Here is a 12567-nt window from a genome sequence, read left to right as displayed (position 1 = left end):
CGCAAGAACCCCGTCCGCACCGCCACCCCGGGCAGCGCCGGTGAGCACTGGTCACCCCGGCCTGCACGGCCACCCCGGTCGGCCCGGGTCGGCCGCGGTCAGCCCGGTCGCACCGCCGGCCCCGGTCAGCGCCGCGCGGACTCGCTGAACCGGGGGGCACCGAGATCCTTCGCGGAGATCTGCGCGGGGTCGTTCTCGTCGATGGGCAGCGGCCAGGAGATTCCCAGCCCCTCGTCGATCGGGCTGAAGGCGATGCCCGCCATCCCCGGCGTCCACTCCTCGGTGAAGCAGTACACGTACTGGGTGCCGCCGTCGGACACCGACTGGAAGGCATTGCAGACGCCCGCCGGAACCAGCACCTGGGTGCCGGGCACCAGCGGCACCGTGACCACGGCACCGTAGGTCGCGGAGTCCTCGCGGGCGTCCAGGTACACCCCGTGTGCCGCACCCGAGACGCAGCTGACCAGCTTGACCATCGCCTCCCCGTGCAGGCCACGAACGGCACCCTGCTTCGTCTCGGTGACGTTGATCTGCCGCCACTCCCCCAGCCCGGCGAACGGGCCGTCGGTGTAGGCGCTGGCGCGGAAGAACTCCCGAACGGTGCCGCGGTCGTCGGTCACCTGCTTCAGCGTCACCACGACCAGGTCGTCGATCGCGGTGTGCTGCACGTCCATGTCGATGATCTCGAAAGCCACGGTGGGAGTCTGTCACGGCCGGTGACCCTCGGCGCACGGAACGGTCGCGGTGTGAGCCACGACCCCCACCCCGCACCGGCCCCGCGTCACCCGGCGGGCAGCTCCAGCACCCGCCGGGTCTGGAAGTGCCGCTCGCGCCCGGACAGCGGATCGGTGAACGTCATGGACCTGGCCAGCAACTGCAGCGGCGCCGCGTAGTCGTCGTGCGCGGTGTCGAGCAGCTCGGGATAGAAGTTGTCGTTGCGGATCGGCAGACCCAGGGCGTTCATGTGCAGCCGCAGCTGGTGGGTCTTGCCGGTCGCCGGCCGCAGCCGGTACCGCCCCCACGCCCCGCGTCGATCGACCAGGTCGATCCAGCTGCGGGCGTTCGGCTCGCCGGGGACCTCCTCGGCCCGGGGCACGCCCCGGTGCTTCACGATGCGACTCCGCACGGTCACCGGCCAGGTCCGCGCCGGGTCGACCCCGGCGATGGCCTGGTACTCCTTGGCCACCGTGCCGGCGGCGAACATCGTCTGGTAGGCCCCGCGGACCGCCGGGTCGACGGTGAACATCAGCACGCCCGCGGTCACCCGGTCCAGACGGTGGGCGGGGCTCAGCGTCGGCAGGTCCAGGTCCCGGCGCAGCCGCACCAGCGCCGACTCCACCACGTAGCGCCCGCGCGCCATCGTCGACAGGAAATGCGGCTTGTCGACCACGAGCAGGGTGTCGTCGCGGTGCAGGATGTCGATCTCGAACGGCACCCGCTGTTCGACCTGCGGGTCCCGGTACAGGTACACGAACGTCCGGTGCCGGTAGGGGGTATCGCGGGTGACCGGAACGCCGTCACCGTCGACCACCTCGGCCGCGTCCATCTTCTCCAGCAACCGGGCCTCGTCCGCGGGGAAGCGGTGCAGCAGGTAGCTCAGCACCGTCGGCCACGTTTCGTCCGGCGGGAGGTGCAGCCGGGTCGGGTTGAGCCCGTCCCGGATCGGCAGCGGCGGCGGCGGCACTACTTCCAGGCTGCGAACAGCCGACCGGCGTAGGCGCCGAGCGCTCCCTGCAGGCGCGGGCCGAAGCTGATCCGGCCGACCCCGAGCGGCGCGAAGTCGGCCAGCGTCTGCTGCTCGGGGAAGGCGATCGCGTTGACCGGCAGCGGGAGCGCCGCGGCCAGTTGCGCCCAGGTGTCGGCGTCGTGCCCACCCACCGGGTACAGCACGTCCGCGCCGGCCTGCGCCGCCAGCGTCAGGCGCTCGACCGCCAGGTCGACCCGGGACTCCGCCGGCCCGGTCTGCTTGATGAAGACGTCGGTACGGGCGTTGATGACCAGGTGCACGCCGGCCGCGTCCGACGCGGCACGCAACGCGCCGACCAGGTCCGCGTGTTCCTGCCCGGAGCGCAGCCGGCCGCCCTGGCTGTGCACGGTGTCCTCGATGTTGAAGCCGACGGCTCCGACCGAGACCAGCCCCTCGACCAGCCGGGCCGGCTCCAGCCCGTACCCGGACTCGATGTCCACCGACACCGGCAGGTCCACCGTGGCGGTGATCCGGGCGACCTGGCCCAGCACCTCGTCGAAGGTCAGACCTTCGTTGTCGGCGCGCCCGAGGGCGTCGGCCACGGGGTGGCTACCGACGGTCAACCCGGCGAAGCCGGCGTCCGCGGCGAGCGTCGCGCTCCAGGCGTCCCACACGGTGGGCAGCACCACCGGGTCACCAGCGCGGTGCAGCTCGAGGAACGTGGTGGCCTTGTCCTGCAGTGACACGGGAACTCCCGGAAGGGTGCGGCGCCTACGGCGCGGGTCGGTGGTCACCATAACGACAGCTCCGGGCGGCCCGGCATTCCCGCGTGCGGCACAGGGTGACCCGTTGTGCTGGAATGGCTCGGGCCTTGACGGTTCGACACCAGCCGTACCGACTCCCTGAGGACCTGCCATGTCACACCTCGATCCCGCCGTGCAGCAACTGGCCGACGCGCTCGGCATCGCCACCGAGTACTGGGACTGGCAGGGTCACCACCAGCCCGTTCCCGCCCAGACGGTGACCGCGGTGCTGGCCGCGCTCGACCTGGACGCGTCGACCCCCGACGCCGCGCGCGCCGCGCTCGAGGAGTACCACCGGTCCGGCTGGCGCCGGATGCTGCCACCGTGCCTGGTCACCCGGCAGGGGCACCGTCCGGATTTCCCCGTGCACGTCCCGGCGGGGGCGCCGGTGCAGGTGTGGATCGACCTGGAGACCGGCGGCTTCCGGGACGACGTCGTGCAGACCGAGGACAACTCCCCGGCGCAGGAGATCGACGGGGAGTGGACGGGACGGGCGCGGTTCCGCCTCCCGGACGACCTGCCCCTGGGCTACCACACGCTGCGGGCCCGCAGCGGTGACCGCGAGGCCGCCGCCGCCGTCATCGTCACCCCGCCGTGGCTCGGTTTCCCCGCGCGGATGGGTGACCACCGCGCCTGGGGACTGGCCGCCCAGCTGTACAGCGTCCGGTCCGAAAGGTCGTGGGGTGTCGGGGATCTGACCGATCTCACCGACCTCGCGGTGTGGGCCGCCGCCGAGCAGGGCGCTGCTTATGTGCTGGTCAATCCGCTGCACGCCGGTGAGCCGGTGGCGCCGCTGGAGCCGTCCCCGTACCTGCCGACGAGCCGCCGGTTCGCCCACCCGATCTACCTGCGGGTCGAGCGCATCCCCGAGTACGCCGACCTCGACGACACCGACCGGACGGCGGTCGCCGCCCTGCGCACCGACCTGGCGGCCGCCCTGGACGGCGTCGACGCGATCGACCGGGACACCTCGTGGACGGCGAAACGCGCGGCGCTGCAGCGGGTGCACCGCGTGGAACGCTCCGCGGGCCGGGAGATCGCCTACCGCGCCTACCGGCAGCGGGAAGGTTCCGGCCTGCTCGACTACGCGACCTGGTCGGCGCTCGCCGAGACTCACGGTCCCGACTGGCGCCGCTGGCCGGCCGAGCTCCGCTCGCCCACCGACCCGGCCGTGGTCGCGTTCCGCGAGGCGCACGGTGACGAGATCGACTTCCACTGCTGGCTGCAGTGGGTGCTGGACGACCAGCTCGACACCGCGCAGCGCGCCGCGACCACCGCGGGCGCCACTCTGGGCATCGTGCACGACCTCGCGGTCGGGGTGCACCCGGGCGGCGCCGACGCCTGGGGCCTGCAGGACGTCTTCGCCCAGGGCGTGTCGGTGGGCGCGCCGCCGGATCCGTTCAACCAGAACGGCCAGGACTGGACGCAGCCGCCGTGGCGGCCGGACCGGCTCGCCGAGGTCGCCTACACGCCGTTCCGGCAGCTGGTGGCCACCGTCCTGCGGCACTCCGGCGGCGTCCGGGTCGACCACATCATCGGTCTGTTCCGGCTGTGGTGGACCCCTACGGGCCAACTCCCGACCACCGGCACCTACGTCCGCTACGACCACGAGGCGCTGATCGGCATCCTGGCCCTGGAGGCGCACCGCGCCGGCGCGCTCGTCGTCGGCGAGGACCTCGGGGTCGTCGAGCCCTCGGCGCGGAGCTACCTGCGCGAGCGGGGAATTCTCGGGACGTCCATCCTGTGGTTCGAGTTCGACGAGAGCGGCGCCCCGCTGCCGCCCGAACGCTGGCGGGAGTACTGCCTGGCCTCGGTGACGACCCACGACCTGCCACCGACCGCGGGCTACCTGGCCGGCGAGCACGTCCGGCTGCGCCACGAACTGGGTCTCTTGACGCGGTCACTGGCCGACGAGCTCGCCACCGACGCGGCCGAGCGGGACGCCTGGCTGTCGACGCTGCGCCGTCGCGGGTCGCTTCCCGACGACGCCGACGTGGAGGCCACCGTGGCCGAGCTGCACCGCTACCTGACGTGGACGCCGTCGCGGCTGCTGTGCGTCTCCCTGACCGACGCGGTCGGCGACCGCCGCACCCAGAACCAGCCCGGCACCACCGACGAGTACCCGAACTGGCGGGTCCCGCTGACCGGGCCCGACGGTGTGGTGATGGCGCTGGAGGACGTGTTCACCAGCGGGCGGGTCGCCGCGCTGGCGGCCGTGGTGCGCGGCTGAAACCGCTCAGCCGGTGGGACCGAAGCGCTCGACCCGGACGTGGTCGACCGGCAGCCCGACGGTGACCAGCGTCGAGCTGAGTGCCTCGGCGAAGCGTGCCGAGCCACAGACGAAGCCGAGGTCGGCGCCGTCGGCAAGGGGCCGCAGATCGTCGGCGGACAGCCGGTGGCCCGCGCCGGTCAGTGCGACGGTCGCGCCGGCGGCCCGCAGCTCCTCGACGTAGGGGATGTGACCGGCGGTACGGCCGGAGACGGCCAGCCGCAACCGGTCGGTCACCCCGAGCCGCTGCGCCTGCCGCAGCATGGCGACCAACGGCACCACCCCGGTGCCACCGCCCACGGCGACCGCCGGGCAGCTGCCGTCCCAGACGAACCAGCCGCCGATCGGGCCCCGTACCTCGAGGGTGTCGCCGGGTTCGACGACGTCGTACAGGTACCCGGACACCTCGCCGTCGGGCAGCTTCTCGACGCAGATCTCGACCAGGTCGTCGTCGGGATCGGACGCCACCGAGTACGACCGGGTCGCGGTGTAACCGTCGTCGGCGGTCAGCCGGACGACGAAGTGCTGACCGGCGTACTGCTGCTGCCGGTGGCTCGGTTCCAGACGGATCGTCACCAGGCGACCGGTCGGACGGGTCACCTCACGCACGGTGGCGCGCTGCCAGGCGGTGGGTGCGGAGCCGGCGTCAGGCGGGAAACAACCGGCCGGAGCTGGGGTCTCAGTCACCCTGGTACCGCTGTTCGGTCCACGGGTCACCGTGGTCGTGATAGCCGTTGCGCTCCCAGAAACCGGGCTCGTCGGCGTGCAGCAGGGTGATGCGGTCGACCCACTTCGCGCTCTTCCAGAAGTACAGGTGCGGGACCAGCAACCGGATCGGCCCGCCGTGCTCGCGGGGCAGCGGCTTGCCACCGAACTCCCAGGCGAGCCAGGCCTTCCCGCCGCGGATGTCGTCCAGGCCCATGTTGGTGGTGTAGCCGGTGGTGGAGGTGGCCAGGATGAACCTCGCCTCCGGCTGGATCGTCACCTGGTCCAGCAGGACGTCGAGACTGATGCCGTGGAAGTGGGTGTCGAACTTCGACCAGGTGGTGACGCAGTGGATGTCGCCGTGGTAGTCCGAGGACGGCAGCGCCTGGATGTCGGCCCAGGTCCACGTCTTCGCCCGGTCGACCAGGCCGTCGAGGGTGAAGCTCCAGCGGTCGAGGGTGAAGTGCGGGGTCACCTCGGCGGTCAGCACCGGCCAGTCGGCCCCGGTGTCGTACTGACCGGGTGGCAGCCGCGGGTCACGCTCGCGCCGGGCGCGGCCACCGAAGCCACGGGTGAACGACGACATGGGGGTTCCTTTCGCCGGGATGATGCCTCGAGCTTCCCACCGTGCGGCGCTGCCGCCTACGGCGGGTCGGAAGCGGCGCTGCCGCCTACGGCGGGTCGGAAGCGGCGCTGCCGCCTACGGCGGGTCGGAGACGGCGCTGCCGCCTACGGCGGGTCGGACCCGCGCGGCGCGCGCGGGGGCCGGCGGACCGGCGGCGGCGGCACCGGCTTCGCCGCGACGATGCCCGCCAGCGCGATGACGACGTCACCGCGGCGCGTCCGCACCGTGCAGCGGTCCTCGCCGACCTCCAGCAGATCGCCCAGGGCGTCCGTCGCGCCCCCCTCGATGAGGTACCGGATCACCACCCGCGTCCCCGTCGGGAGGCTGCGCAGCCGCTCGCCCCAGTTCACCGCACCACCGCGTCCATGACCAGGAATCCTGCCGTGGCGGCACCCGTCCCCACGACCAGGCTGCCGACCGCGTTGGCTGCGGCCAGCAGCCGACCCCCGGATGCGGCCAGCCGCACGGTCTCCCAGGCGAAGGTCGAGTAGGTGGTGAGGGCGCCGCAGAAGCCGGTGCCGACGACGAGCTGCCACGGATCGTCGCCGGCCAGGCCCGCCCCGGCGAGGAGTCCCAGGATCAGCGATCCCGCCACGTTGACCACGAGAGTGCCGACGGGGAAGCGGCTCTCGACGCGCACCGTGACGAACCGGTCGGTCAGGTAGCGCAGCGGTGCACCGATCGCCGCGCCCAGCGCCACCCACAGATAGGTCACCGCCGCCCCCGGCGGCGGCCGAGACACATCCCCGTGACGGTGGCGGTGAGCGCCGCGGCGAGCGTCCCGAGCAGGTACATCGCCGCGGTGCCCACGTGCCCGGTGGTGAGCAGCCGGTGGAGGTCGACGGTGTAGGTGGAGAACGTGGTGTACCCGCCGAGCACGCCGGTGCCGAGCAGCGGGCGCAGCAGCGGGTGCGCGCGGGGCCGATCGGCCAGCACGCCGAGCAGGACGCCGATGAGCAGGCAGCCGGAGACGTTGACCGCCAGCGTGGACCACGGGAAGTTCGTGGGCGGGGCGGGCCAGCTCCGGCCGACCTGGTGGCGCGCGAGAGCACCGATGACGCCACCGACCGCGACGACCGCGAGCACCGACCCCGTCGACGGCGTGGGCGGCAGCGCGTCCACGTCGTCGGGGCGCTCCCGGTGACCGGACGCCGGGGGTGGCTGCCGGGTCATGCAGGGAACCTACGCTGGAGGCCGCACGGCACCGCGGACCACCCGCCGCCCGGTCGGAGGAGAGCGTTGAGCAATCTCGAGAGCGCACCAGTCGAGCACGACGTCGACCGGCCGACCTGCGGGAGCCGGCTGCTGAAGGCGCGCGCGGTGCCGCTGGGCGGGGTCCGGGCGATGACCGTGCGGCGGACGCTGCCGTCCCGGGAGATCCCGCTGATCGGCGCCTGGTGCTTCCTGGACGAGATGGGTCCGGAGTCGGCCGGGATGACCGTGCTGCCCCATCCGCACATCGGGCTGCAGACCGTGACCTGGCCGCTGAGCGGCGAGATCCGGCATCGGGACGGCCTGGGCAGTGACGTGGTCCTGCGACCGGGCGAGCTGAACATCATGACGAGCGGCCGCGGCATCGCACACTCCGAGGTCACCGCACCCGGGGTGGTACTGCACGGCCTGCAGCTGTGGGTCGCACTGCCCGCGGACGCGGCGGGCGGGACGTCGCTGTTCGAACAGCACCGGGAGCTGCCGGTGTTCACGGCGGCCGGGGTGCGGGGCGTGGTCTTCGTCGGCGAGCTCGGCGAGGTGCGCTCCCCCGCGACGATCTTCAGCCCGCTGGTCGGCGCGGAGCTGGTGGTCGAGCCGGGGTCGGCGGCGCTGCCGTTGCGTGCGGACTTCGAGTACGGCGTCCTGGTGGTCGGCGGCACCGTCGAGGTCGACGGGCGGACACTGGAGCCCGGGCCGCTGCTGTACCTGGCGCCCGGACGGACGTCGCTGGACGTGTCGACCACCGAGGGGGCCCGGCTGGTGCTGCTCGGCGGCGAACCGTTCGCCGACGAGCTGGTGATGTGGTGGAACTTCGTCGGGCGCACCCACGAGGAGATCGTCGCGGCGCGCGACGACTGGGAGGCTCACGATCCGCGGTTCGGGCCGGTCGACGGGCACGGCGACGAGCGCATCCCCGCGCCACCGTTGCCGCCGCTGCGGTTGACGCCGCGTCGTCGCGGGTGAGCGTGCTGCGGACGGTCCTGCTGTTCGCCGTCGCCGCGGTGTTCGAGATCGGTGGGGCCTGGCTGGTGTGGCAGTCGGTCCGGGAGTCGCGCGGTTGGCTGTGGGCCGGGGCCGGCGTGGTCGCGCTGGGCCTGTACGGTTTCGTCGCGGCGTTCCAGTCCGACCCGCACTTCGGCCGGATCCTCGCCGCCTACGGTGGGGTGTTCGTCGCCGGCTCGCTGGTCTGGGGTGTGGTGCTCGACGGCTTCCGCCCCGATCGGTGGGACGTCATCGGAGCACTGGTGTGTCTGGCCGGCGTGGGCGTCATCGTGTTCGCGCCGCGGGGGGCCTGAGTGGTGGACGGTCCCGGACCCACGGGCGGCGGCGGTGCCCGGCCCGGGTCGGACGACACCGTCGACCCCGACGGCGTGTGGGAGGAGCTGTTGACCCTGGCCGACGCACGCGGCGACGCCCACGACGGGGACGACCTCGAGGAGCGGACCTCGCGGCTGGTGGCGGTGCTGCAGCGCGACGGCGGACCGCGGGTGCTGGACCTGGCCCTGCCGGTCCTCGCCGACCCGGCCACCGGACGTCGGCACCTCGCGGCCCGGGTGCTGGCCCAGCTCGGGTACGACGACGGCTCGCCGTTCGAGGGAGTAATCGCGGCGGCCCTGGCCGCCGCCGCCCGGACGGCCGACGACGACGACCGCGAGGTCTTCGTCTGGGGTCTGACGGCCGCCGGCGGCGCCCGCTGGACCGCCGAGGCGTGCCGGTACGCCGACGACCCGTACCCGCCGGTGCGCCTGGCCCTGGCCCGGAACCTGGTGCTCATGGAGGATCCGCCGGGCGACCGGTGTGTCGCGACGCTGATCGGCCTGTCCGCCGACGCGGACGCGGAGGTCCGTGACGCCGCGGTCTTCAGCCTGGCCACTCTCAACGACCGCGACAGCCCGGCGATCCGCGCGGCCCTGGCGGCGCGGTTGAACGACGACGCGGGGGACATCCGGCACGAAGCGACGGTGGGGCTGGCCCGACGCGGTGACGGCCGGGTGCTGCGCCCACTGCTGGACCGCCTCGGCGGCGATCCGGACGACGTGTTCCGCCTCGACCTCGAGGCGGCCGCCGAACTCGCTCATCCGGCGTTGATGCCGGTGCTCGTCCGGCTGTGCGAGCACTGGGCCGACGACGGGGACCGGATGTTCCTCGACCTCGCGCTCACCGCGCGGCGACGGTGCGACCCGCGGACCCGGGCCCGGGCGACATCGCTGGAGGCGGAGCTGGTGGCCGCGCTGAACGCGCGGTGGGCCGGGGCCGGCTGGTCGGTCGTGGCGTCCGACAGCTACCCCCGGACGGTGCTGCGACTGCGCGGCGGGGACGTCGGCGACGGCCGGCCCCATCGGGTGTGGGACGACGTGACCGTCGCCGACTTCCGGGTCGAGGAGCAGGTGGAGCGGTTCCTGTACGACCATCCGGCGCTCGACCCACCGTGCTGACCGCCGTCACACCACCACCACCGTCATGCCGTCGGCCTGCGGGGCGTCCATCGCGGCGAGGGCCGCACCTGCCTCGTCGAGGGTGATCTGGCGACCCACCAGCCGCTTCGGATCCAGCCGGCCGTCCTCGATCAGGGCGAGCATCGCCGGGTAGTCGGCGGCGGCCATCCCGTGGGAACCGTGCAGCGACAGCTCCCAGGAGATGACCCGGTCCATCGGCAGCGCGGGCCGCGCGCGGTCGCCGAGCAGCAGCCCGATCTGTACGTGCCGGCCCCGGCGTCGGAGTCCGAGGACCGACGCCACCGCGGTCGCCTGCGAGCCGAGCGCGTCGATCGAGACCTCGGCCCCGCCGGTGAGCCGCTGGATCTGCGCACCGACGGCGTCCGCACCGCCGAGATCCGTGCTGTCGAGGATGATCTCGGCACCCAGGTCGGCGGCGCGGGCCAGCGCCGCGGCGGAGATGTCGACCGCCAGCACCCGGCAGCCCAGCGCCACGGCGATCATCACCGCGGACAGCCCCACCCCGCCGCAGCCGTGCACCGCGACCCAGCTCCCCGGCGCCGGATGCCCGTGCACGGTCAGCCCGCGGAACGCCGTCGCGAACCGGCAGCCCAGCGCCGCGGCGGTCACCACGTCGACCGTGTCCGGCAGCCGGACCACGTTGTGGTCGGCGGCGTGCAACGCGACCAGCTCGGCGAACGACCCGGCGTCGGTGAAACCCGGCTGCCGCTGGTCGGGGCAGACCTGCGGATCACCGGCCAGACACACCCCGCAGCGCCCGCAACCGCACACGAACGGCACCGTGACCCGGTCACCGACGGCGAGACGACCGACCAGCGGACCGATCTCGACGACGGTGCCGGCCAGCTCGTGACCGGGGACGTGCGGCATCGCCACCGGGTCGTGACCGCGCCAGGCGTGCCAGTCCGAGCGGCAGACGCCGGTCGCGCCGACCGCCACCACGACGCCGTCGGGCGGGCAGACCGGTGGCGGGACGTCACGCAGCGTCGGCGTCGCACCGTAGGCGTCGAAGACGACCGCGCGCATCAGTGGTCCCGCCAGGCCGCGCGGACCGCGTCGCCGGCGAACGCCACCTCGACCGCCGTCGCCTCGATCCCGGCCAGGTCGGCCGCGTCCAGCCCGAGAACGGTCTGCAACAGCGCACTCTCGGCCGACAACGGCGACCGGGTCTGGCGTGGGTTGTCGTCGCCGAGCACGATGGGCACCCCGTGGTCGAGGAACGTACGGGCCGGGTGGTCGGCGATGCGGGTGATGCCGCCGGTGTAGAGGTTGGACGTCGGGCAGACCTCGACCACGACGCCGTGGTCGGCGATCCAGTCCAGGGTGTCGGCGTCGTCGGCGACGTGGGTGCCGTGGCCGATGCGGCGGACCCCGAACCGTTCGACCGCCTCACGGGCGGCCGGCCCGGGGGCGGCCTCGGCGGCGTGGCAGGTGAGACCGAGATCGGCGGCCGCGGCGATGGCGAATGCCTCGGCGTAGGGCGCGAGGTCGGGGAACCGCAGCTCGTCGCCGGCCAGGTCGAAACCGACCACGCCGTCCCCGGCCGCGCGGGCGGCCGCGTGGGCGACGGCGGTGTTGATCGCCTCGTCGTGGTGCCGCAGCGCCGCGACGACGATGCCGGCAGGCATCCCGCTGCGGGTGGTCCCGTCACGGGCACCCGCGCACGCCGCCCGGATGACCGCGTCCAGGTCGAACCCGGGCCGGACGTGGGTGGCCGGGCCGAACCGCAGCTCCAGGTAGGACAGCCCGTCGGCCGCGGCGTCCTGGACGGCTTCGGAGGTGATGCGCGCCAACGACTCCGGGTCGCCGAAGAACGGGTAGGTGCTCGCCACCTTCGCGAGGTAGACGGTGAGATCGGCGGGCGCGTCCAGTTCGAGGGCGTCCGCCCAGCCGCCCGGCGGATCCGGCAGGCCCAGGCGGGACCCCAGCTCCGCGGCGGTGTCCGGGCGCACCCGCCCCTCCAGGTGACTGTGCAGGTTGAGCAGCAGGGCCATCTACAGCTCCAGTTCCACGGCCGTGTTCAGGGCGGCCTCGATGCTCGCGGTCCAGCCGCGCTGCAGCGCCGGTTTGATGCCCGAGTACAGGCTCGCCCCGGACACGAGGTTCGACGAGGCGGCGCAGATCATCCCGGCGCGCAGCCCGCGCAACCGCGCGACGACGAACATCGCCGAGCTCTCCATCTCCACGTTCAGCACCCCGATGCGGTTCAGCTGCGCGATCCACTCGGGCGTCTCGGCGTAGAAGGCGTCGTCGCTGGCGTTGATGCCGGAATGCACCGCCATGCCGCGTTCCTCGGCGATGCGGTCGGCCTGCCGGCGCAGCGACAGGGTGATCGGCAGGTCCGGGACAGCGGGATATCCGGGGTGCACGTAGGCGGCGGTGGTGCCGTCGTTGCGCAGGCTGCCCTCGCTGACCAGCAGGTCGCCCGGCTGCACCCGCTCCTGCAGGCCGGCCGAACTGCCGACCCGGATGAACGACGTCACCCCGACCCGGGCGAGCTCCTCCACCGCGATGGCCGTCGACGGGCAGCCCATCCCCGTGGAGGTGGCGGTGATGTGCCGACCGCGGTACCAGCCGGTCATGGTGCGGTGCTCGCGTTGGTGGGCGACCTCGACCACGTCGGTGAGGAACTCGGCGATCATCGGCACCCGGAACGGATCGCCGGGCAGCAGCGCCACCGTGCTGACCTCACCGGGCGCGACGCCGATGTGGTACTGGCGCTCGTCGCGCCCGACGGCGTCCTTGTCGACGGGGGCGGTGTCGGGTCGTGTCACGGGTCTCCTCGGGTCGGCGGGCGGGACCAGTATCGG

The 12567-nt window shown here is 73.5% G+C and carries 15 protein-coding genes; 4 read left to right on the top strand and 11 right to left on the bottom strand.

The window, feature by feature from the left end; all coding sequences use genetic code 11:
• Window positions 1-125: 125 nt before the first annotated feature.
• The 3 genes from DB033_RS04585 to DB033_RS04575 all read right to left on the bottom strand — a co-directional run bounded on the left by DB033_RS04585 (window position 126) and on the right by DB033_RS04575 (window position 2433).
• The gene (locus tag DB033_RS04585) at window positions 126-695 is read right to left on the bottom strand and encodes a dTDP-4-dehydrorhamnose 3,5-epimerase family protein (protein WP_205843644.1); all 570 of its coding nucleotides are present in this window, start codon (window positions 693-695) and stop codon (window positions 126-128) included.
• Window positions 696-781: 86 nt separating this feature from the next.
• Window positions 782-1684, bottom strand: a complete 903-nt coding sequence (locus DB033_RS04580) for a pseudouridine synthase (protein ID WP_111765649.1) — start codon at window positions 1682-1684, stop codon at window positions 782-784.
• On the bottom strand, window positions 1684-2433 hold the full coding sequence (locus DB033_RS04575; protein ID WP_240615730.1) for an isocitrate lyase/PEP mutase family protein: 750 nt from the start codon (window positions 2431-2433) through the stop codon (window positions 1684-1686). Before DB033_RS04575 ends, DB033_RS04580 begins: the two co-directional genes overlap by 1 nt.
• Before the next feature lie 169 nt (window positions 2434-2602).
• Here DB033_RS04575 and malQ point away from each other — a divergent pair, with 169 nt between their 5' ends.
• Window positions 2603-4720 (top strand): 4-alpha-glucanotransferase, encoded by a 2118-nt coding sequence (gene malQ / locus DB033_RS04570; protein ID WP_111765647.1) that lies wholly within the window; start codon window positions 2603-2605, stop codon window positions 4718-4720.
• A gap of 6 nt (window positions 4721-4726) precedes the next feature.
• Here the strand turns inward: malQ and DB033_RS04565 are convergent, their stop codons facing one another.
• The 5 genes from DB033_RS04565 to crcB (DB033_RS04545) all read right to left on the bottom strand — a co-directional run bounded on the left by DB033_RS04565 (window position 4727) and on the right by crcB (DB033_RS04545) (window position 7262).
• Complete coding sequence (locus DB033_RS04565) at window positions 4727-5359, bottom strand: FAD-binding oxidoreductase (protein ID WP_240615729.1); 633 nt, start codon at window positions 5357-5359, stop codon at window positions 4727-4729.
• 79 nt (window positions 5360-5438) lie between these two features.
• Window positions 5439-6050, bottom strand: coding sequence for a sulfite oxidase-like oxidoreductase (locus DB033_RS04560; RefSeq protein WP_111765646.1), 612 nt, complete (start codon window positions 6048-6050; stop codon window positions 5439-5441).
• A gap of 143 nt (window positions 6051-6193) precedes the next feature.
• A complete protein-coding gene (locus tag DB033_RS04555) occupies window positions 6194-6439 on the bottom strand; it encodes a putative acetyltransferase (protein WP_111765645.1) in 246 nt (81 codons plus the stop codon).
• Window positions 6436-6804 (bottom strand): fluoride efflux transporter CrcB, encoded by a 369-nt coding sequence (crcB, locus tag DB033_RS04550; protein WP_111767237.1) that lies wholly within the window; start codon window positions 6802-6804, stop codon window positions 6436-6438. Before crcB (DB033_RS04550) ends, DB033_RS04555 begins: the two co-directional genes overlap by 4 nt.
• Window positions 6801-7262, bottom strand: coding sequence for a fluoride efflux transporter CrcB (gene crcB / locus DB033_RS04545; RefSeq protein ID WP_111765644.1), 462 nt, complete (start codon window positions 7260-7262; stop codon window positions 6801-6803). The genes crcB (DB033_RS04550) and crcB (DB033_RS04545) overlap by 4 nt, the downstream gene beginning before the upstream one ends.
• Window positions 7263-7328: 66 nt before the next feature.
• On the opposite strand from crcB (DB033_RS04545), the gene DB033_RS04540 reads away from it, so the two are divergent.
• Genes DB033_RS04540 through DB033_RS04530 form a run of 3 tightly spaced genes read left to right on the top strand, consistent with a single transcriptional unit; the run spans window position 7329 to window position 9736 of the window.
• A complete protein-coding gene (locus DB033_RS04540; RefSeq protein WP_205843643.1) occupies window positions 7329-8264 on the top strand; it encodes a pirin family protein in 936 nt (311 codons plus the stop codon).
• The gene (locus DB033_RS04535; protein WP_111765643.1) at window positions 8261-8596 is read left to right on the top strand and encodes a YnfA family protein; all 336 of its coding nucleotides are present in this window, start codon (window positions 8261-8263) and stop codon (window positions 8594-8596) included. Before DB033_RS04540 ends, DB033_RS04535 begins: the two co-directional genes overlap by 4 nt.
• The gene (locus DB033_RS04530; protein WP_111765642.1) at window positions 8597-9736 is read left to right on the top strand and encodes a HEAT repeat domain-containing protein; all 1140 of its coding nucleotides are present in this window, start codon (window positions 8597-8599) and stop codon (window positions 9734-9736) included.
• A 6-nt stretch (window positions 9737-9742) separates the two neighbouring features.
• Here the strand turns inward: DB033_RS04530 and DB033_RS04525 are convergent, their stop codons facing one another.
• Genes DB033_RS04525 through DB033_RS04515 form a run of 3 tightly spaced genes read right to left on the bottom strand, consistent with a single transcriptional unit; the run spans window position 9743 to window position 12531 of the window.
• Window positions 9743-10783 (bottom strand): alcohol dehydrogenase catalytic domain-containing protein, encoded by a 1041-nt coding sequence (locus DB033_RS04525; RefSeq protein ID WP_111765641.1) that lies wholly within the window; start codon window positions 10781-10783, stop codon window positions 9743-9745.
• Window positions 10783-11751 (bottom strand): adenosine deaminase, encoded by a 969-nt coding sequence (gene add, locus DB033_RS04520; protein ID WP_111765640.1) that lies wholly within the window; start codon window positions 11749-11751, stop codon window positions 10783-10785. The genes DB033_RS04525 and add overlap by 1 nt, the downstream gene beginning before the upstream one ends.
• Window positions 11752-12531 carry a nucleoside phosphorylase gene (locus DB033_RS04515; protein ID WP_111765639.1) on the bottom strand — a complete coding sequence of 260 codons (780 nt, stop codon included), beginning with the start codon at window positions 12529-12531 and terminating at the stop codon, window positions 11752-11754.
• Window positions 12532-12567: the final 36 nt, after the last annotated feature.

This window comes from Nakamurella deserti (genome assembly GCF_003260015.1).
GTDB lineage: Bacteria > Actinomycetota > Actinomycetes > Mycobacteriales > Nakamurellaceae > Nakamurella > Nakamurella deserti.
Note: the sequence above shows the minus strand (reverse complement) of the source record. Positions and strands in the feature narration are given on the sequence as shown.